We start from the raw sequence: 19,718 nt of genomic DNA, 5'->3' as shown, positions 1-19,718 counted from the left end.
TCATTTTTTTCTTCGGCTTCTATAAAGTTTTTGGCAGAGGCGGTTAACATTTCATCAACCACATCAATCCCAATTACGCCTTGTTTTTGACGAGAAAAATAAGCAAATTGAAGCAGTTCCATTCCGCCACCAACCCCTACATAAAGAATCTTAGGGTGGTTAGATAAGTCACGAGCGTGTACAGTAGAACCACATCCGTAGTTCATTTCTTGCATTATTTTAGGGATGGTTAATCCAGGTAATTCCCATATAGGATTGGTGGTGCAGCACAATCCAACATCTGGAGTCAACGCTGCTTCTTTGTATACGTTTTTGGTGGTCTCTAAATAGCTCATGTCTTTTGTTTTTTGTGTTGATGGGTTTTACAATTGTTTGATCAATTGGGTAAATAGTGTTATTAAACTGGGTTCTGCTTTGGCTGCCATCGCAAAAATTTCAGGAATGTCAATTGGGTTCAAATGATCAGGATCACATTCGTCTGTCAATACCGAAACAGCAATACAGGGCAATCCTATTTGGTTGGAGACAATCACTTCTGGAACTGTACTCATCCCCACAGCATCAGCGCCTATGGTTTTTAAATAGCGGTATTCTGCTCTCGTTTCTAATTGAGGTCCTACAACTGAAGCATATACTCCTTTGTGTAGGTTGATGTTCTGCGCTCTTGCTATCTTTTCCAATTGTTGGTTCATTTCTTTGTGATATGGTGCAGACATGTCCACAAAAATATTTCCAAAATCTCTTGCATTTTTAAAAGCGAGGGGAGATCCTCCTTGTAGATTGATGTGATCTTCAATCAGCATTAATTCTCCTTTATTGAAGTCTAGATTGATGGCGCCTGCAGCGTTAGAGATGAGTAGTTTTTGAACCCCAAGACCCTTTAAAACTCTTATTCCATAGGTTATCTCATTAAAAGAGTAGCCTTCATACAAATGAAAACGTCCACTCATCACCACAACAGTTTTCCCCCCAAGTGTACCAAAAATTAACTTCCCTGCGTGCGATTCCAAAGTTGAGGTAACAAAATGAGGAAGGTCTTCATAGTTGAAAACAATTTGGTCTTGAATGTCATCTACTAATTTTCCCAATCCAGTTCCAAGAACAATTCCAATACTAGGTTCTGGAACCCCTGTTTTTTTTATGAAGTTAATGCTTTCTTGAAGGTTTGCTAAGGTCATATTATTTGTAGTTTTTAACATGATGAAATACACTCGAATTTTGGTCAATGTCTTCTAGAAAATCGATGTCATTTAGTTCTTCTAACAAAAATACCTCTTCCTCTTCTAAGTCCATCAAAGTGTCTCTTAATACGGTGTCTGTTCCCCAATCTTTAAAGTTAAAAACAGAAGTTTTGGGTTCGTTTAGTCCAAGCAAATAATATCCACCGTCTTCAGAAGGACCAATAACGGTTTGTTGTTTAACTTCTTCAAAGGCTTGTGTTAAGATCTCTGGGGTTAACGTTTCAAGGTCACTACCAATCAGGATAATTTCTAAGTATCCCGACGCAAAACCTTTTAAAAAAGCATTTTGCATTTTGGCTCCTAATGTTCCTTCTATTTGTGTCATTTTGACAAACGCTCCCTCATCCCAAAGATCATGAATTTCAATGTCATCGGTATAAAAAACCCATTTGTCTACGTTCAGATCTTTGGTGATGTTGTGGGTGTGTTTCAGCAAGTCATGGTAAACAGCTAAAGCAGTTTCATCTGAGGTTTCTTTGGCTAATCGTGTTTTTACTTTTCCCAATTCTGGTTTTCGAGTAAAAACGATAAGCAATTGGTTGTCGTCCATTTTTATTGGTTTTTGGCTGTTGTTTTTTTTTGGTTTTGATCTCTGTGAAGAACTAAACAACTTCGCCTTGGCAGCTACTTCCTGCTCCAGCAGTACAACCATAGCAATGCTGTGAGACTCTAATTGTTCTTTGTTGTAAGTCTTCAAGATTAAAGGTAGAGATATGTTTTCCGGTGGCCGCTATTTTTAAATTTAATTGTTGATTAAAATCACAATCATATAAATATCCATTCCAATCAATAGAAATGGTGTTTTTACACATGACATTTTCTACCGCCATTGGGTTGTATGCCTGAACCAGTTCGTCCATGTAATCCTCGTAATTTTCGCTAGCGACTAAGAATTCTAAGAATCGGCTGATCGGTAGATTGGTAATGGAAAATAATTGATGAAAAGTGATGCCAAAATCTTCTTCAAGAGCCGTCTTGAATTCTCTTTCTAATTCCGATTGATTTCCAGGTAAAAAGGCACCAGAAGGGTTGTAGACCAAATCGAGCTTTAATTTACTTCCTTTTGTACCGTAGCCCACTTTGTTTAGTTCTAGGAGTGCTGCTATTGAAGCGTCAAAAACACCATTCCCACGTTGTTTGTCTGTTTTTCCTCTTTTGTAGAATGGTAAAGAAGAGACGACATGTATTTGGTGTTTTTTGAAAAAAACGGGGAGGTCATAGTATTTAGGATTCGCCCTTAGGATGGTTAAATTAGAACGCACAATAAAATCTTGAACTCCAATTTTGCTAGCTTCTTCAACAAACCACCTAAAGTTAGGATTCATTTCTGGGGCACCACCAGTTAAATCCAACGTAGTTGCACCTGATATTTTGAGTTTGTCCAAGCACAGTTGCATGGTTTCTTTTGTCATGATTTCTTTTCTGTCTGGCCCTGCATCCACATGACAGTGTGCACATACTTGGTTACACATATAACCTAAATTCACTTGAAAAATGTCAAGTCTATTCGGTTTTAAAGGGAATTGCTTGGTCTCAGCAACCTTTTGTTTGAAAGTTGGGAGCGATCCGTCGGCAAACCCCCCACCATGGAGCAAAGCCAGTTGGTTTTTAGGATCGGCTAAACCATTTTTTCTTTTTGCGAGTGATTTCATTTTTAATTGTGCTGTGGATTGAATATAAAGTACAAGGTGTTTCGCTTTGTCGGTTGTCCATTGGGCTCAATACTTCATGTTTTGAACTTGTTTACATGGACAACTTATCGTATTTCTTCATCATTTGTACCCCATGCACTAGCGTAGCTCCTGATTTTATTGCTGCCGCTACATGAACGGCTTCCATCATTTCTTCTCTTTCTAGGCCTCGTTTCAATCCATCAGAGGTGTAAGCATCTATACAATAAGCACACTGTACGGTGTGAGAAACCGCTAAAGCAATTAAAGATTTCTCACGAGCAGTTAATGCACCCTCTTCGAAGACTTTACCGTAGTACTCAAAAAATTTCTCTCCTAACTCTTGATCCCATTCGTTTATCTTTCCAAAGTCTTTTAAGTCCTTGGGGTCATAATATGTTTTTTGCATTTTTTAATTTTTGTGTTGTAATCTACAATATACTAAATCTTGTGAGTTTATATATTAAAATGGCTATAGATTCATCAAATAATATGCAGATGATAACCCTAGCGGAACCACAAAGGATTTGAGGGTTTGTTGAGATTGATGATAGAGGGTTTGCTTGTCTTCAAAAGGAACTCTTTTGGTTTATCAACGTTCGATTACTCCTTTTTTGTTATTTTTGTCACACAAAATTTAGAAAACTATTTTTTATGAAAGCATATGTATTTCCTGGACAAGGAGCACAGTTTAGCGGAATGGGAAAAGAGTTGTATGAAAACTCTCCATTGGCCAAAGAATTATTTGAACAAGCTAACGAAGTTTTAGGATTTGAAATTACAAAGATCATGTTCGAAGGATCTGTAGAAGATTTAAAGCAGACCAACGTAACACAGCCCGCCGTATTTTTACACGCTGTAATTTTAGCAAAGGTTTTAGGAGACGATTTCAAAGCGGATATGGTCGCAGGACATTCCTTAGGAGAATTGTCTGCTTTAGTAGCCAATGGAACTTTGTCATTTGTGGATGGATTGAAATTGGTAGCAAAACGTGCAGATGCTATGCAAAAAGCTTGTGAAATGCAGGCAGGAACTATGGCAGCTGTTTTAGGTTTAGCCGATGCGGAAGTTGAAGAGATCTGTTCAAGCATAGATGGAGTTGTGGTTGCAGCAAACTATAACTGTCCAGGACAATTGGTCATTTCTGGAGCCGTAGAAGCAGTAAAATCTGCTTGTGAATTGGCTACTGAAAAAGGAGCCCGTAGAGCCTTGTTGCTCCCTGTTGGTGGGGCTTTTCATTCTCCATTAATGGCACCAGCTAAAGAGGAATTGGCAGCAGCTATTGAGGCAACTCAATTCAATTCACCTTCTTGCCCAGTTTATCAAAACGTTGTGGCCAAAGCCGTTACTGACCCAGAAGAAATCAAACAAAATTTAATTGCTCAATTGACTGGAGCGGTCAAATGGACTCAATGTGCACAGGCAATGATCTCAGATGGTGCAACAGAGGTGATCGAAGTGGGGCCAGGAAAAGTGTTACAAGGCTTATTTGCCAAAATTGATAGGTCTGTCGCTCGAAGTAGTGCAGAGCTGTAATCTTTAAAAAAATAAAAATAAAAAATCCCTTCTGTATCTTCAGAAGGGATTTTTTATTGGGGTTTAATATTGGTCTTCTTCAAATTCGAGTTCAGCATCTTTTTCCCAGATTTCCATCTCGCAAGGTTTGCAATTGAACTTAAGTTTGTATTGATTTTCTCCATGAGTTAGAGTCAAGGGTTCTTTTAGTTTTTCACCCATAGTGTCACGTTGGAATCTTGCACATTTCCCCAATTCGTATTTGACACAATATTTAGTGGTCATCACTCTGGCTTTACCAGGTTCCCACTGTAATTCAAATGCTTTCTCAATGTCTTCAACCCCATGTCTCTTATAAAATTTTTGAGCCAGTTTGTTAGACACGTTATAAGTGAAGTCTAGTGTTTTTTCTGGATAAGGATGTTCTGTTTTGACGATGGCTTGTTCCTCTTTTTCATATTCCTCAATTCTGATGTTGATTAAGTTTTCTAGTACGGTTCTTCTTAATTCGTTAATTTTAGAAATAGGTACAAACCAATTTTCAACAATGTTGAGGTCTATGTCGTCTACAATGAAGGGAGTGTTTCCTGTTTTGATTAGGTTTTTTTCTAGATTGCTTTGAAGGAATCCTTCCTTCTTGGCGAGTTCTTTTGTGATTTTAAATTCTGATGAGCTGAAATGTCCATCTTCGTCTGTAGCGGTTAATTGAAATCCGTATTGGGTTTCTTCAAATTTTAAATTCACACCGATTTTGCGAACAGCACTATTGTCTTTTTCTACTTGTTTGTTAAAATTAGCATCAGAGTTTCTAGAGATTAAGGTCCCAACAGGGATGCTTTTAAAGTTGTTAGGGGTTATCCATCCACTCTCGATTGTGTTAACTTGCACACCGTCAGCCTCTTGTGCTTCGTTAATAAAGTAAAGACCATCTCCGTTATTTAGTTTGTCAGCATTTTCTATAAGATATTTGCTGTTTTTGACTGCTAGTACTTTTCCAATAATTTGTCCTTTGGACTTTGGACTTTCCCATGAACCAATTTTTTTAAGTCGTTTGTTGACAAAATAATCGGTGTACCCACGGTTAAAACTTCTTCCCATTTCAGCGTCAAAAGTGTAAAAAGTTCTTCCTGAAGAAGCTTTTTTGAATCGCTCTTTTCCTTCATTGGCTAAAAAGTCATCCAAACGTTTTCTTAAGTAAGAAACATTGTTTTTAACGTAAACAACGTCTTTTAGCCTTCCCTCGATTTTGAAAGACATTACCCCAGCTTCAATCATTTGAGGAAGCTGATCACTTAGGTCCAAATCTTTGATAGAAAGCAAATGACTGTTTTCTATTAGCGTATCTCCGTTTCCGTCAGTTAAGGTATAAGGGAGTCTGCAATTCTGAGCACAAGAACCTCTATTGGCACTTCTTTCTCCTCCTGCAACACTCATGTAACAGTTTCCACTAAAGGAAACACACAAAGCGCCAGAAACAAAGAACTCTAGCTCCACATCGCATTTTTCATTAATTTCTTTAATCTGATCAAGATTAAGTTCTCTAGCTAACACCACACGCTTCATTCCAGCATCTTTTAAAAACTGAACTTGCTTTGGTTCTCTATTGTTGGCTTGTGTGCTCGCGTGTATGATTATAGGAGGTAAGTCCATCTCAAATATGGCCATGTCTTGAACGATCAAAGCATCTACTCCTATCGCATAAAGTTCATGAATTAATTTCTCACATGTTTTAAGTTCATCATCATAAAGGATCGTATTGATGACGACAAAAACTTGAGCTTTGAACAAATGAGCATACCTAACCATTTCAGCAATATCCTCTACTGAATTGTTGGCGTTGGTACGTGCTCCAAATTGAGGAGCTCCAATGTATACAGCATCTGCTCCTGCATTAATAGCTGCCATTCCTTGTACAAGATTTTTGGCAGGTGCTAAAATTTCAACCTTTTTTTTCATACTTGTTTCCGTGTAAGGGCTAATGAATGACTCTGTAAAAAGCTTTTTATCAAGTTGTTACTTCAATAGACTTTGTTGTTGTCAAAAATTATTGATTGCAAATTTACTGTTTTTACAGGTAAAATAATTTATATTCAAACGATTAAGTTATTTTTTGTACTCGGTTTTTAGAATCATAAAATCTGGCGATGGAATAAAATTAAAATGATAACTTTACACTCTGTTATCAACCCACAACTAAAGAAAGAAATCTACATGTCAACAATCAAATGGAAAACGGTCAAGGAGTATGAAGATATTACGTATAAAAAATGTGATGGAGTCGCAAGAATAGCGTTCAATAGACCAGACGTTAGAAATGCATTTAGACCCAAGACAACCTCAGAATTGTTTGATGCTTTTTATGATGCGCAAGAAGATCCCAATATTGGAGTTGTGTTGTTGTCAGCAGAAGGACCTTCAACCAAAGATGGTGTGTATTCTTTCTGTTCAGGTGGAGATCAAAAGGCAAGAGGTCATCAGGGTTATGTAGGAGAAGATGGAGCCCACCGATTGAACATATTAGAAGTGCAAAGGTTGATTCGTTTTATGCCAAAAGTTGTTATTGCAGTCGTTCCTGGTTGGGCTGTGGGTGGAGGTCACAGTTTACACGTAGTTTGTGACATGACTTTGGCTAGTGAAGAACATGCCATATTTAAACAGACCGACGCTGATGTAACAAGTTTTGATGGAGGATATGGTTCTGCTTATTTGGCTAAAATGGTCGGACAAAAAAAAGCAAGAGAAATATTTTTCTTAGGAAGAAATTATTCTGCTCAAGAAGCTTTTGAGATGGGAATGGTAAACAAAGTAGTTCCCCATGCAGCTTTAGAAGATACCGCCTATGAATGGGCACAAGAAGTTTTAGGAAAATCTCCATTGTCCATTAAAATGTTAAAATTTGCGATGAATCTTACCGATGATGGAATGGTAGGTCAGCAAGTATTTGCTGGAGAAGCAACCCGATTGGCCTACATGACTGATGAGGCCAAGGAAGGAAGAAATGCGTTTTTAGAAAAGCGCAAGCCCAATTTTGATAAAAAGTATATTGTCTAATTGTAGTTTGTAAAAACCTCTCAAATATCGCATCAAATTCACAAACTATTCTGAATCACAAAAAATGAAACCACAAATTGTAACCTTTCTCATCAAATGTCCTGACCAAAAAGGGATTGTGTCTAAATTAACCCATTTCTTTTATCAAGAAGGGTTCAATTTGGTAAGTGCTCAACAATATGCAAACTCGATAGATGATATGTTCTTTATGCGTTTGCGCATTGCATCAGATCATTCTGTAGTTATTAGTAGAGATCAGTTAGAGGAACGTTTTGCACGTTTGGCTGCTGCATATGATATTGTGTGGAAAGTAGATTATGGAGTCTCAAAGCAGAGTGTGGCCATCATGGTTTCCCATACGACTCACAACTTGTATGATTTGCTACAACGTAACAAAGAGCAAAAATTGAATTGCAATGTGAAAATGGTTGTGAGTAATCACACAAAGCTCAAGTCGATTGCAGACATGTTTGATGTTCCATTTTATCATTTACCAGTCACCAAAGAAACAAAAAAGCAACAAGAACAACAGTTGATTGATTTGTTTGATGGTCAAGGAATTGATTTGATTGTTATGGCACGTTACATGCAGATTTTATCAAATGATTTCATCAATCATTATCCCAATAAAATCATCAATATTCACCATTCTTTTTTACCCGCTTTTCAAGGGGCAAACCCTTACAACCGAGCTTACGAAAGAGGGGTGAAATTAATTGGAGCTACCGCACACTACGCAACAGAGGATTTGGATGAAGGACCTATTATTGAGCAAGATGTTGAGCGTGTGACCCATGAGAGTACTCCAAAAACATTAAAAGATATTGGTGCAGATATTGAAACCATGGTCTTGGCACGAGCTGTAAAATGTCATTTGAACAATCAAATAATTGTAGACAACAATAAGGCCATTGTATTTCCAGAAACTGGAGAGTAATTTTAAAATATAATCCCTCATGAAAATCATTTGTATTGGTCAGAATTATGAAGATCATATAAAAGAGCTAAATTCTAATAGACCCGAAGAGCCCTTGATTTTTTTAAAACCAGACTCCTCAGTATTGCCTAAAAAAAATCCCTTTATCATCCCCCCATTCACCAATGATGTTCATTATGAAATAGAGGTTTTGATAAAAATCAATAAAGTAGGAAAGTTTATAGGTCAAAAATTCGCTCACAAATATTACGATGATATTGGTTTGGGTATTGATTTTACGGCAAGGGACTTACAAACGAAATTAAAAAAAGCCGGACATCCATGGGAAAAAGCCAAAGGATTTGATGGAAGCGCTATAATAAGTCCTTTCTTTTCAAAGAAGACTTTTACGGATGTCAATGAAATTAATTTTTCATTGGCCAAAAATGGTAAGCTGGTACAAGTGGGTTCCACAAAAGATATGATTTTTAAAATAGATGAATTGGTCGCGTATGTGTCTCAATTTTTTACTTTGAAAAAAGGAGATATTATATTTACTGGAACTCCAGCAGGAGTTGGTTCGGTTGATAAAAACGACGTCCTTACCGGGTTTCTAGAAGATAAAAAAGTAATAGATATTAAAATAAAATAAGACAAACAGAGACATCAGTCTCTTTTTTTTTGCGTATGAAAGCAAGTGTAATTACAATTGGAGACGAAATATTAATAGGACAAGTCCTAGATACCAATAGCCAATGGATGGCTAACCGGTTACACTTGTTAGGAGTGGAATTGGTCGAGACGGTTTCTATATCAGACACCAAAGAGGCGATAGTAAGTGGGATAGATCGCGCCTTAGCGATTGCAGATTTAGTTATTGTTACTGGTGGGTTAGGGCCAACCAAAGATGATATTACAAAGTACACATTGGTCGAGTATTTTAATGATGAATTGGTTTTGTGTCTCCCTGTTCTTGAAAGTATAAAAGAAAAGTTTAGACAAAGAGGACTCCCTTTTTCAGATCTAAATAAAAACCAAGCCATGCTACCCAAGCAAGCGACGATTCTTCCAAATGCATTAGGTACTGCAGCAGGAATGTGGTTTAAGAGTCAAGGGAAACATTTGATAAGTCTACCAGGAGTGCCTTATGAAATGAAAGGGTTGATGGATAATGAAGTGTTGCCAAGGTTAAAGAAAATAGGAAGCTTTCCCTCACAAGCTTACGAAACATATGTGTTGTACGGAGTAGGCGAAAGTGTAGCTGCTGAGCTATTGGAAACATTTGAAGAGACACTGCCAAATTTCATAAAACTAGCTTATCTACCAAGTCCTGGACGCTTGCGCCTAAGGTTAACGGGTGTCAATCAAAATAAGATATTGTTAAAGGATTCGATCGCGTCATATGGGCAAAAGTTAATGTCTGTCTTTAAAGATTTTAATGTGATTGAAGGGGATGTAAGTTACATACATATTGTACAACAATATCTGACCAACAATAAAAAAACTTTAGCCATAGCAGAAAGTTGTACAGGAGGAAAGATTGCAGCAGAAATAACCTCAAAAAGTGGTGTTTCTTCCTTCTTTTTAGGAGGAGTAGTCGCGTACAATTCATCCCTTAAAGAAACCCTTTTAGGAGTGTCTAAAAGTACCATAGATACTTTTAGTGTGGTTTCAGAAGCAGTTGCAAAGGAAATGGCTCTTGGAATTCAAAAGAAAACCGGAGCAAGTTATACCATCGCTACCACAGGTAATGCGGGTCCTTCAACCGACCAAACGCAGGAGGGCTTAGGAGTGGTGTTTATTGCTATTGCGACACCAGAAAAAGTAGTTGTCGAGAGGTTTAATTTCGGTCAGCCTAGAGAAAAGGTCTTGGAGCAAGCAAAAAATAAAGCATTTGAGATGTTGGGTAAAGAAATATTAAAAAATCAGTAAATTAATTTTGTTTGTACCATTTATTGTTGTTAAATTTGCACTCCGTTTAGAATTAAATAAAAACTGATACGAGATGTCTAAAGTTTGTGAACTTACTGGTAAAAAAGCAATGGTTGGGAACAACGTGTCCCACGCATTAAATAGAACAAAAAGAAAATTTAACGCTAATCTAATTACAAAGCGTTTCTTCATTCCTGAAGAAGATAAGTGGATCACATTAAAATTGTCCACTGCTGCATTGAAAAATATCAACAAAAAAGGTATTTCGGCTGTGATTAAAGAAGCAAAAGGAAAAGGATTTTTAGTTAAATAATTTTTCTTATATAAAGCATAAATAGAGATGGCAAAAAAAGGAAACAGAGTACAGGTTATATTAGAATGTACTGAGCATAAGGCTTCTGGTCAGGCAGGTACTTCTAGATACATTACTACAAAAAACAAAAAGAATACTCCAGATAGATTAGAGATTAAAAAGTTCAATCCAATCTTGAAGAAAATGACTGTTCACAAAGAAATTAAATAAGATAAGATATGGCAAAGAAATCAGTAGCATCGTTACAGACAGGTTCTAAAAGATTGTCTAAAGCTATCAAAATGGTAAAATCTCAAAAATCTGGGGCTTACACATTTGTTGAAGCTATAATGGACCCTACACAAGTAAAAGACTTTTTTGCAAAAAAATAATTTTTTGTAAAATCTACATACAAAGGCTACTTTCAATCATTGAGAGTAGCTTTTTTTGTATTTTAACCCTTTCGTTTGACAAATATGTATAAAAAGTAAAAATATGAGTTTTTTTAAGAAAATATTTTCTTCTGAAAAAAAGGAGACTTTAAATAAAAGTTTAGAAAATTCTAACACAAGTTTTTACTCTAAATTATCTAAAGCTGTTGCGGGTAAGTCTAGGGTCGATGATGATGTTTTAGATGAGTTAGAGGAAGTTTTGATCTCTTCTGATGTCGGTGTGGCCACTACGTTGAAAATCATACAAAGAATTGAAAAGAGAGTTGAACGAGACAAATACCTTGGGGCCAAAGAATTGAATGGAATTCTTAGAGAAGAAATTGCAGCGATGTTATCAGAGACCAGTGGTGAAGATGCGGTTGATTTTGCTATACCACTCAATCAAAAGCCCTATGTTATAATGGTTGTTGGGGTTAACGGGGTTGGTAAAACAACAACCATAGGAAAGCTAGCTTCTCAATTTAAGAAAAAGGGTTTGAACGTTGTCTTAGGCGCAGCAGACACGTTTAGAGCAGCTGCTATAGACCAGTTACAAGTTTGGGCAGATCGTGTAGATATCCCTATTGTAAGGCAAGATATGGGTTCTGATCCTGCTTCAGTTGCCTATGATACTTTAAAATCTGCAGTATCCAAAGATGCGGATGTTGTCATCATAGATACCGCGGGAAGGCTTCATAACAAAGTCAACCTGATGAATGAATTGACAAAAATTAAGCGAGTCATGCAGAAAGTTGTTCCTGATGCTCCAAATGATGTACTGTTGGTTTTGGATGGCTCAACAGGGCAAAATGCATTCGAGCAAGCAAAACAATTTACGATTGCCACAGAGGTGACAGCTTTAGCGGTTACAAAGTTAGATGGAACTGCTAAAGGTGGAGTAGTTATTGGTATCTCAGACCAGTTTCAAATTCCAGTAAAATATATTGGAGTTGGAGAAGCAATAGATGATTTACAAGTTTTCAATAAAGTAGAATTTGTTGATTCTTTCTTTAAATAATTTAAGTCGTTTAGCTTTTTACCGGTGGTAACACGTTCAAAGCAAATAGGCCAAAAGAAAAATGCAATGCGTACAAAAACAATCAAACAAAATAAGATAAACGTTGTAACCTTAGGGTGTTCTAAGAATGTTTATGACTCTGAAGTTTTAATGGGTCAACTCAAAGCTAACGGCAAAAATGTAGTTCACGAAGATGAAGAAGATGATGGTAATATTGTTGTAATCAATACTTGCGGATTTATTGGGAAAGCGAAAGAAGAGTCCGTGAATACGATTCTCCATTATGCCCATCAAAAAGAACAAGGTACAGTAGATAAGGTTTATGTTACAGGTTGTTTGTCCGAACGGTATAAACCAGATTTGGAAGCTGAAATTTCAAATGTAGATCAATATTTTGGAACACAAGATTTGCCAAATCTTTTAAAAGTTTTAGAAGCAGATTATAAACATGAGTTGATAGGAGAACGTTTAACCACCACCCCCAAGCACTATGCATACTTAAAAATTGCAGAAGGTTGTGATAGGCCTTGTTCTTTTTGTGCTATTCCTTTGATGAGGGGGAAGCATCGTTCTACTCCCATAGAAGAATTGGTTACAGAAGCAGAGAAATTAGCTGCTGATGGTATAAAAGAACTGATTTTAATTGCGCAAGACTTAACGTATTATGGTTTAGATATTTATGGTAAAAGAAACTTAGCAGACTTGCTAAAAGAATTGGTTAAAGTAAATGGGATTGAGTGGATTCGATTACATTACGCTTTTCCAGCGGGGTTTCCACTAGATGTTTTGGAGGTCATGAAATCAGAACCAAAGGTTTGTAATTATTTGGATATTCCATTGCAACACATCAATACTGAGATTTTAAAATCCATGCGTAGGGGTACAACTTATGAGAAAACCAATAAGTTGTTGAAGCAGTTTAGGAGTCATGTACCAGAAATGGCGATTCGTACTACTTTGATTGTGGGGTATCCAGGAGAGACTGAGGAAATTTTTCAAGAGCTCAAAGAATGGGTAAGAGCAATGCGTTTTGAGCGATTAGGCGTTTTTGCGTATTCTCATGAAGAAGATACCCATGCGGCCACATTAGTTGATGATGTTTCAGAACCAGAAAAAGAAAAAAGAGTGGCTGAAATTATGGAGTTACAAGCTCAGATTTCGTGGGAGTTGAATCAAGAGAAAATAGGAAACACATATAGCTGTATTTTTGATAGAAAAGAAGGTGAGTATTTTGTAGGAAGGACAGAGCATGATTCACCAGATGTTGATAATGAAGTCCTTGTGAAAGCAAGCGACTTTTATATAAAAACAGGTGAGTTCGTGAAGATTAAAATCTTTGAAGCTGGAGATTTTGATTTGTACGGAGAACCCATTTCTTCCCATTAATCCAGGCAAGTTCAGTTGGGGGTTTGTGTTTTGTGATTGGAATGTATATTTTTTTTCTTTTTCATGGATATAAAAATAATGCTTTGTATATTTGAAATATAAATATTTAGGGGTAGGTATTTATAATCGCATTGTATATTTTAATTTTTAGGGGTAGAAATTAGAGTATTGTTTTAAATAACAAATAATGTGAAATTGTTAGCCCAGTTCATAAGTTTGTTAGTCTTATGGCTGGGTTTTTTCTTTTTGTTATATTTTCTTCGTGGTCTCTTTTGTTCACAAGATATCAAATGTTATATTTGTGACTAACAAAGAACATTCATGAATCCATTTATAGTCTCCGCACGAAAATATAGGCCTCTTACTTTTGAGGATGTTGTTGGTCAAAAGGCCATCACAAATACGTTGGAAAATGCGATTAAGAATGATCATCTAGCACAAGCATTATTGTTTACAGGGCCCAGAGGAGTAGGAAAGACTACATGTGCTCGTATTTTGGCAAAAAAAATAAATGAACAAGCCCTTGGAACAGAAGCTGAAGAAGATTTTGCTTTTAATATTTTTGAGTTGGATGCAGCCTCAAACAACTCCGTTGATGATATTCGATCTTTAATAGAGCAGGTACGTATTCCTCCACAAGTTGGTAAATTCAAGGTTTATATTATAGATGAGGTACATATGTTGTCTCAGGCAGCCTTTAATGCTTTTTTGAAAACCCTTGAGGAGCCTCCAGCGCATGCAATCTTCATTCTAGCTACGACTGAAAAACATAAAATTATACCCACGATTTTATCACGTTGTCAAATTTTTGATTTCAAAAGAATTACGGTTTTAGATGCCAAAGAATATTTAAAACTTATAGCAAACAAAGAAGGCGTAAACGCAGAAGATGATGCTTTACATATAATTGCACAGAAGGCTGATGGTGCGATGAGAGATGCTCTTTCAATTTATGATAGAGTTGTTAGTTTTTCAGGAAATGATTTGACAAGATTAGCTGTTACAGAGAATCTAAATGTGTTAGATTATGATGTTTATTTCAAGGTGACAGATTTGTTGATAGACAATAAAATACCAGAAGTTTTAATAGAATTTAGTAGTGTTTTGGCAAAAGGTTTTGATGGCCAACATTTTATTAATGGTTTGGCTTCACATTTCAGAGATTTACTGGTTGCAAAAGATCCCTCGACCATTTCTTTATTAGAAGTAGGAGATAACGCCAAAAAAGAATATTTATCTCAATCAGCCAAAGCAGATTTGGTTTTTTTAATAGCAGCCATAGATAAAGCAAACACTTGTGATGTTCAGTACAAGACAAGTAAAAACCAACGACTCCTTGTTGAACTCTGCTTGATGCAGTTGGCTTCCATTACTTTTAGTGATGTAAAAAAAAAAGCAATAATTTCATAATACCTGCAAGTTTTTTTAGACTAAAGGTCACTAAAACGAATCAGAAGTCTGCCGAAAGTCCACCAGCCTTTAAGGTAGAAGAAAAAAAAGTTGCGTTTACAACCAATCAAGTGGTTAAGGCTGAACCGAGCCTTTCAAAATCGCCCCCTACAAGAAGAAGATCATCGGCATTGTCTCTTAAAAGCATGCATTCTAAATTAATTGATTTGGAGGAGTCCGGTGCAGAGCAAGATCTAAGTCATAAGCCTAAAACCCCTTTTTCAGCATTGGAATTAAAAGAAAAATGGGCTACGTTTGGCAAGTTGCTAAAGTCAGAGGGAGAGTTAAATATGGCTTCTATTATCAATGCAAATCAACCTGTTTTAAAGGATGGATTTAAAATTGTTTATGCTTTGCCAAATAAATTAATGGAAGATCAGTTTGGGGCAATTCGTGCCAAATTATTAAATTATTTGAGAAAAGAGCTAAACAATTACGCCATAACTGTACTTACAGAAGTTTTCTTTGATGAAGAAAAAAAATATGTATACACACCACAAGAAAAATTACAAAAACTCATAGAGTCAAATCCAGATGTCTTATTGTTAAAGAATAAATTTGGTTTAGATATTTAAAACTTAATGATTACATTTAATTTTCAAAAAATCAAATATCATTGAAAGTGTACAAAAAAATTTTAGTGGGGGCAGCTTTTTCACCAAACCTAAAAGTAAATATTATTCAAGCTTGCCGTTTTGCTAACTATTTTAACGCGAAACTATATATTGTCCATATTGGTTCTCAAGATTCATTGAAATCTAAACGAATTCATGATATTGTCAACGAGACAGGTTTTGTTGGAGAAAAAGAAATCGTCTTCAAAGAAGGTAAACCAATAGATGTACTTTCTCATATTTGTGAAAAGCATAAAATAGAGTTGCTAATTTTAGGAGCACAACAAAGAGAAAATGTGTTTAGATACTACTTAGGGACAGTAGCAAAAAAGTTAACAAGAAAAGTAAAATGTTCTGTGTTGCTTTTGAGAAATCAATCCAAAGTGGAGTTTGCGAAAAAACACATAGTCATTAACGGTTTAGCCTCTGCAAGTTCTCAAAGAACAATTTCTACGGCTTTTTATGTGGGTTCGGCTTTGTCTTCTAAAAAAATTACAGTTGTTGAAGAAGTCGAAAACCACCATTTGAAAGTAGATGATGACAGGTCTTTAAGAAAAGTGACAATCCATCACGAAAGAAAAAAACATCAGGAGGATTTAAGAATAAAAAAAATGATCAATAAAATTCCTGCAGAACTCCAAACAGGTGTTGAGGTTAAATTACAAAGTATTTTTGGAAGAAGTGGCTATTCCATAGGGCATTATGCGAGAGTTGTGCGTGCGGATTTATTAGTAATGGATATCCCAGCTAAAAAAAGGATGCTTAAAAAATTAATGATGGATGATTTGGATTTTATTTTAGCAGAATTGCCCACAGATTTATTAATTATCAAGTAAAATGTCAAGCAAAATATCAAATACCTTTACCAGTACGTTGCCTCAAAATATGTTCTCAGGTTTTGTGGTTTCATTAATTGCCCTTCCTCTGGGTCTCGGTTTGGCAATGGCGTCAGAAGCACCTCCGATATCAGGGGTTATTGCTGCGATTGTTGGCGGGATTGTAGCTTCAATATTTGGAGGGTCAAAGGTTACAATTACCGGACCAGGTAATGGTTTGGTTGTTGTTTTGTTAACTGCGATTACGACCTTGGCAGATGGTGATTTGCAATTAGGGTATATGTACACTTTAGCAGCTATTGTTTTCGCTGGAGCTACAATGATTTTATTAGGTTTTTTAAGACTAGGTATTTTAAGTGATTTTTTTCCATCAACTGCTATTCAAGGAATGTTAGCCGCTATAGGTGTTGGTATATTTGCAAAGCAAATCCATGTCATGTTTGGGAATACTAACCAAAAAGGAGGGATAGTTGAATTGCTGAAGGAGTTGCCTTGGACCTTATATGATTTTGTAACGACCAATGATCATAATTTTTTCTATGCTGGAATTGTTGGGTTGATAAGTTTATGCATCATGGTTTTTCATGCTAAAATCAGAAATAAATATTTTCAATTGATTCCTGCACCTATGTGGATTGTGGTTTTTGCTGTTGGAATGAGTTATTTTTATCAATTAGTTCTTAAACAAGACCATCCCATAGATGAGGCATGGTTAGTTAGGATACCAGAAGATATTTTCTCAAGCTTGGCGTTTCCAGATTTTGGAATCATATATCAATTTAAATTTATAGCAGTTGTAATTTCAATTACCCTTATTGCAAGTATAGAATCTTTACTGAGCATCAAAGCTGTAGATCAACTGGATCCGTTAAAAAGAAGGTCCAATGCCAACAAAGACTTAAAAGCTCTAGGTTTTGCAACCATAATAAGTGGTTTGTTGGGAGGCTTAAACGTTGTAACGGTTATTGCACGTAGCTCCGTTAATGTCAACAATAAAGCGACAAATAAATCTGCTAATTTTTTTCATGCCATCTTTTTATTAGCTTTTTTGTTGTTATTTCAAACACAATTGCAGATGATTCCAGTTTCTGCCTTAGCAGCTATATTAGTGTATACCGGTTATAAACTAGCAGCGCCCTCAAATTTATTAGCCGTTAGTCATGTAGGTAAAGATCAATTGATTGTTTTTATTATTACGTTATTAACGACCATCCTTACGAGCTTGATTTTAGGAATTTTAGTGGGGATTGTAACGACTTTTCTCTTGCACCTAATCATCAATAAAGATGTTTTTTTGTTTTTCAGAAATATATTCAAGCAGAATGTGCTCATGTTCAAAGAAGGAGAAACCAGTTATTATGTAAGTGTCAAGAACTTTAGCTCTTTTGTGAATTTTTACAGATTAAAAAATCAGCTAAATTTAATTCCAGAAACGGAAAATGTAGTAGTCGATTTTTCTAGATGTAGATTTGTAGACAATACAGTGATGGAAAACATGAATACCTATTTAGAGAAATTTGAGGCTAAAAACGGAAGTTTAGAAGTTGTAGGGTTAGATTTACATGGCTCTGAAACTTCACATCCTTTTGCCTCGCGAAGGATTTCACATAAACCAAAGCAATCAAAGTCATTGAGTTTAACGAGACGACAAACAAATTTAGAATCCATTGCCAATGATTTTGGATGGAAGTACATTCCGTACAAAGAAGAGTCTTTGGCATTGATTTCTGATTTTACATATTTCAATACCAGACAGATACAAGCGACTAAGAATTTTTTAATCAACCAAAATGACACGGTTTTTGATGTTGTTTTTACGGAAGGTGCTTTTATAGCATTGCAGCAGATAAGAGCAACAATGTTTTATATAAAAGTTGAACATAAAATTCCGGAATTTACTTTAGATAAAGAAGGTGTGTTTGAATTTGTGAAGCAATATACAGAGTTTTCAGATATTGATATTCCGGGTCATCCGGATTTTTCAAAACGATTTTATCTTTCAGGAACTGATGAGTCTGGGGTATTGTCTTTTTTTACGGATGACATCATATTGTTTTTAGAGAGTAATGACTATTACCATATTGAATCAAATAAAAAAGGATTGCTTCTTTTTAAGAAAGAAAGATTAGCATCAGTAAAAGAAGTGAAGGCAATGATAGATTTTGGATTGCGTTTTGAAAAATTAATAAAAGATAAATATGCTAGGGCTTAAATTACCAACCGACCCAAGATGGGCAAATATTGCAGAAAAAAACATCAACGAAATTTTAATTGATCATGCACATTGTGAGCAAAAAGCTGCATCTACTGCGATTTCGTTAATCGTAAGTTTCCCTGAGTACACAGACTTAGTAACCGAAATGGTTGCTTTGGTAAAAGAAGAAATGAGTCATTTTAAATTGGTTCATGACAAATTGATTGCCAAAGGTCTTGTGTTGGGTAGAGATAGAAAAGATGAGTACGTAATGAATTTGATTAAGTTTTTCCCAAAAGGAGGAAGTAGAACTCAGCAATTAATACATCGATTGTTATATGCTGCTTTGATTGAAGCAAGAAGTTGTGAAAGATTTCGTTTGTTGTCGGAAAATCTAAAAGATAAGGATTTGGCCAAGTTTTATAGAGATCTCATGGTTTCTGAAGCGAATCACTACACTTTGTTTTTGAATTTTGCCCGCAAATATGGAGAAAGAAGCGAAGTAGATCAAAAATGGCAACATCTATTAGAGTACGAAGCCAAATTAATGTTTGACTTAGGGACCAAAGAGTCTATACACGGATAATATGTATAGTAGAGAAGAGTCTGCAAAAATTAGAGAAGAATTTTGGGTGAGTTATGGAAAGTCATTTCCTCGAAAATGGGTTTTATACAATACCAAAATCAAAAATTTTGGGTTTAAGTTTATCGCCAATAGAAAATTAGCCGAAGTCACATTAGATATTGAGTGTGTTGACCCTGTTCAAAGAGAATTAATGTATGACCAATTATTTGCGTTAAAAAATATTTTGCAAGATGATTATCTTCCTGATGTGGTCTATGATAAAGATTTTTTTTTAGAAAACGGAAAATTAATTAGTCGTGTGTCTGTAGTTCATGCTAAAGAATTCAGTATTCACAATAAAGATTCTTGGTTAGATTGTTTTACTTTTTTTAATAAGACGATGCATCAATTTGAATTGTTTTGGCACGAATATGAAGATTTTATTAGGCAAGCAGTAATTTGAAATAGACAAGTTCAAGGTCTAGGCTTGTAATTTGTCTAAAATTAATAGCGCATTACAACAATCTAAAACCACAATAAAATCATTTTTCATTCCATTTATTTGTTGGGAAGTGTGCTTACGCACAGATTCTAGATTTAAAAAAGGG

Annotated in this window: 19 protein-coding genes and 2 pseudogenes; 15 read left to right on the top strand and 6 right to left on the bottom strand. The window is 35.7% G+C overall.

Translation table 11 applies throughout. The annotated features are described in order from the left end of the window. The 5 genes and pseudogenes from ABF281_RS07915 to ABF281_RS07895 form a co-directional block, all read right to left on the bottom strand. Positions 1–335: pseudogene (locus tag ABF281_RS07915) on the bottom strand (SAM-dependent methyltransferase); the annotation flags it as partial. A gap of 27 nt (positions 336–362) precedes the next feature. Beyond that, positions 363–1,178 carry a purine-nucleoside phosphorylase gene (locus tag ABF281_RS07910; RefSeq protein WP_347181140.1) on the bottom strand — a complete coding sequence of 272 codons (816 nt, stop codon included), beginning with the start codon at positions 1,176–1,178 and terminating at the stop codon, positions 363–365. Between the two features lies 1 nt (position 1,179). Then, positions 1,180–1,791, bottom strand: coding sequence for a TIGR04282 family arsenosugar biosynthesis glycosyltransferase (locus tag ABF281_RS07905; RefSeq protein ID WP_347181139.1), 612 nt, complete (start codon positions 1,789–1,791; stop codon positions 1,180–1,182). 52 nt (positions 1,792–1,843) lie between these two features. Beyond that, positions 1,844–2,893 (bottom strand): arsenosugar biosynthesis radical SAM (seleno)protein ArsS, encoded by a 1,050-nt coding sequence (arsS, locus tag ABF281_RS07900; RefSeq protein ID WP_347181138.1) that lies wholly within the window; start codon positions 2,891–2,893, stop codon positions 1,844–1,846. Between the two features lie 91 nt (positions 2,894–2,984). Beyond that, on the bottom strand, positions 2,985–3,320 hold the full coding sequence (locus ABF281_RS07895) for an arsenosugar biosynthesis-associated peroxidase-like protein (protein WP_347181137.1): 336 nt from the start codon (positions 3,318–3,320) through the stop codon (positions 2,985–2,987). A gap of 245 nt (positions 3,321–3,565) precedes the next feature. Here ABF281_RS07895 and fabD point away from each other — a divergent pair, with 245 nt between their 5' ends. Continuing rightward, a complete protein-coding gene (gene fabD, locus ABF281_RS07890; protein WP_347181136.1) occupies positions 3,566–4,447 on the top strand; it encodes an ACP S-malonyltransferase in 882 nt (293 codons plus the stop codon). Positions 4,448–4,510: 63 nt separating this feature from the next. On the opposite strand, the gene ABF281_RS07885 is transcribed toward fabD, so the two are convergent. Next, positions 4,511–6,382, bottom strand: coding sequence for a U32 family peptidase (locus tag ABF281_RS07885; RefSeq protein ID WP_347181135.1), 1,872 nt, complete (start codon positions 6,380–6,382; stop codon positions 4,511–4,513). Positions 6,383–6,637: 255 nt separating this feature from the next. On the opposite strand from ABF281_RS07885, the gene ABF281_RS07880 reads away from it, so the two are divergent. The 14 genes and pseudogenes from ABF281_RS07880 to ABF281_RS07815 all read left to right on the top strand — a co-directional run bounded on the left by ABF281_RS07880 (position 6,638) and on the right by ABF281_RS07815 (position 19,573). Next, positions 6,638–7,477 (top strand): 1,4-dihydroxy-2-naphthoyl-CoA synthase, encoded by an 840-nt coding sequence (locus ABF281_RS07880; RefSeq protein WP_347181134.1) that lies wholly within the window; start codon positions 6,638–6,640, stop codon positions 7,475–7,477. Positions 7,478–7,541: 64 nt separating this feature from the next. Next, a complete protein-coding gene (gene purU, locus ABF281_RS07875) occupies positions 7,542–8,414 on the top strand; it encodes a formyltetrahydrofolate deformylase (protein ID WP_347181133.1) in 873 nt (290 codons plus the stop codon). A 19-nt stretch (positions 8,415–8,433) separates the two neighbouring features. Next, positions 8,434–9,045 carry a fumarylacetoacetate hydrolase family protein gene (locus ABF281_RS07870; protein WP_347181132.1) on the top strand — a complete coding sequence of 204 codons (612 nt, stop codon included), beginning with the start codon at positions 8,434–8,436 and terminating at the stop codon, positions 9,043–9,045. A 35-nt stretch (positions 9,046–9,080) separates the two neighbouring features. Next, positions 9,081–10,325, top strand: coding sequence for a CinA family nicotinamide mononucleotide deamidase-related protein (locus tag ABF281_RS07865; protein ID WP_347181131.1), 1,245 nt, complete (start codon positions 9,081–9,083; stop codon positions 10,323–10,325). A gap of 73 nt (positions 10,326–10,398) precedes the next feature. Further along, positions 10,399–10,638: a 50S ribosomal protein L28 gene (gene rpmB, locus ABF281_RS07860; protein WP_347181130.1), complete on the top strand. Its 240-nt coding sequence runs from the start codon at positions 10,399–10,401 to the stop codon at positions 10,636–10,638. 27 nt (positions 10,639–10,665) lie between these two features. Next, complete coding sequence (rpmG, locus tag ABF281_RS07855; RefSeq protein WP_015480565.1) at positions 10,666–10,848, top strand: 50S ribosomal protein L33; 183 nt, start codon at positions 10,666–10,668, stop codon at positions 10,846–10,848. A gap of 8 nt (positions 10,849–10,856) precedes the next feature. Next, positions 10,857–11,009: a DUF4295 domain-containing protein gene (locus tag ABF281_RS07850; protein WP_347181129.1), complete on the top strand. Its 153-nt coding sequence runs from the start codon at positions 10,857–10,859 to the stop codon at positions 11,007–11,009. Positions 11,010–11,112: 103 nt separating this feature from the next. Continuing rightward, positions 11,113–12,066 (top strand): signal recognition particle-docking protein FtsY, encoded by a 954-nt coding sequence (ftsY, locus tag ABF281_RS07845; protein WP_347181128.1) that lies wholly within the window; start codon positions 11,113–11,115, stop codon positions 12,064–12,066. Positions 12,067–12,132: 66 nt separating this feature from the next. After that, positions 12,133–13,452, top strand: a complete 1,320-nt coding sequence (gene rimO / locus ABF281_RS07840) for a 30S ribosomal protein S12 methylthiotransferase RimO (RefSeq protein ID WP_347181127.1) — start codon at positions 12,133–12,135, stop codon at positions 13,450–13,452. 321 nt (positions 13,453–13,773) lie between these two features. Then, positions 13,774–15,476: pseudogene (gene dnaX / locus ABF281_RS07835) on the top strand (DNA polymerase III subunit gamma/tau). A 47-nt stretch (positions 15,477–15,523) separates the two neighbouring features. Beyond that, positions 15,524–16,351, top strand: coding sequence for a universal stress protein (locus tag ABF281_RS07830; protein ID WP_347181126.1), 828 nt, complete (start codon positions 15,524–15,526; stop codon positions 16,349–16,351). Position 16,352: 1 nt separating this feature from the next. Further along, the gene (locus ABF281_RS07825; protein ID WP_347181125.1) at positions 16,353–18,563 is read left to right on the top strand and encodes a SulP family inorganic anion transporter; all 2,211 of its coding nucleotides are present in this window, start codon (positions 16,353–16,355) and stop codon (positions 18,561–18,563) included. Then, the gene (locus ABF281_RS07820; RefSeq protein ID WP_347181124.1) at positions 18,550–19,131 is read left to right on the top strand and encodes a tRNA-(ms[2]io[6]A)-hydroxylase; all 582 of its coding nucleotides are present in this window, start codon (positions 18,550–18,552) and stop codon (positions 19,129–19,131) included. The genes ABF281_RS07825 and ABF281_RS07820 overlap by 14 nt, the downstream gene beginning before the upstream one ends. Position 19,132: 1 nt before the next feature. Next, positions 19,133–19,573, top strand: coding sequence for a DUF4268 domain-containing protein (locus ABF281_RS07815; RefSeq protein ID WP_347181123.1), 441 nt, complete (start codon positions 19,133–19,135; stop codon positions 19,571–19,573). Positions 19,574–19,718 lie beyond the last annotated feature (145 nt).

Source organism: Wenyingzhuangia sp. (genome assembly GCF_039768515.1).
Classification (GTDB): domain Bacteria; phylum Bacteroidota; class Bacteroidia; order Flavobacteriales; family Flavobacteriaceae; genus Wenyingzhuangia.
This window is presented reverse-complemented; position numbering and strand designations above follow the sequence as displayed.

Coding starts and splice junctions, on each gene's coding strand:
- rimO (WP_347181127.1), top strand. CDS start 12,133: ATGCGTACAAAAACAATCAAACAAAATAAGATAAACGTTGTAACCTTA.
- ABF281_RS07815 (WP_347181123.1), top strand. CDS start 19,133: ATGTATAGTAGAGAAGAGTCTGCAAAAATTAGAGAAGAATTTTGGGTG.
- rpmG (WP_015480565.1), top strand. CDS start 10,666: ATGGCAAAAAAAGGAAACAGAGTACAGGTTATATTAGAATGTACTGAG.
- ABF281_RS07865 (WP_347181131.1), top strand. CDS start 9,081: ATGAAAGCAAGTGTAATTACAATTGGAGACGAAATATTAATAGGACAA.
- arsS (WP_347181138.1), bottom strand. CDS start 2,893: ATGAAATCACTCGCAAAAAGAAAAAATGGTTTAGCCGATCCTAAAAAC.
- ABF281_RS07910 (WP_347181140.1), bottom strand. CDS start 1,178: ATGACCTTAGCAAACCTTCAAGAAAGCATTAACTTCATAAAAAAAACA.
- ABF281_RS07870 (WP_347181132.1), top strand. CDS start 8,434: ATGAAAATCATTTGTATTGGTCAGAATTATGAAGATCATATAAAAGAG.
- ABF281_RS07905 (WP_347181139.1), bottom strand. CDS start 1,791: ATGGACGACAACCAATTGCTTATCGTTTTTACTCGAAAACCAGAATTG.
- ABF281_RS07885 (WP_347181135.1), bottom strand. CDS start 6,382: ATGAAAAAAAAGGTTGAAATTTTAGCACCTGCCAAAAATCTTGTACAA.
- rpmB (WP_347181130.1), top strand. CDS start 10,399: ATGTCTAAAGTTTGTGAACTTACTGGTAAAAAAGCAATGGTTGGGAAC.
- fabD (WP_347181136.1), top strand. CDS start 3,566: ATGAAAGCATATGTATTTCCTGGACAAGGAGCACAGTTTAGCGGAATG.
- ABF281_RS07850 (WP_347181129.1), top strand. CDS start 10,857: ATGGCAAAGAAATCAGTAGCATCGTTACAGACAGGTTCTAAAAGATTG.
- ABF281_RS07825 (WP_347181125.1), top strand. CDS start 16,353: ATGTCAAGCAAAATATCAAATACCTTTACCAGTACGTTGCCTCAAAAT.
- purU (WP_347181133.1), top strand. CDS start 7,542: ATGAAACCACAAATTGTAACCTTTCTCATCAAATGTCCTGACCAAAAA.
- ftsY (WP_347181128.1), top strand. CDS start 11,113: ATGAGTTTTTTTAAGAAAATATTTTCTTCTGAAAAAAAGGAGACTTTA.
- ABF281_RS07895 (WP_347181137.1), bottom strand. CDS start 3,320: ATGCAAAAAACATATTATGACCCCAAGGACTTAAAAGACTTTGGAAAG.
- ABF281_RS07880 (WP_347181134.1), top strand. CDS start 6,638: ATGTCAACAATCAAATGGAAAACGGTCAAGGAGTATGAAGATATTACG.
- ABF281_RS07820 (WP_347181124.1), top strand. CDS start 18,550: ATGCTAGGGCTTAAATTACCAACCGACCCAAGATGGGCAAATATTGCA.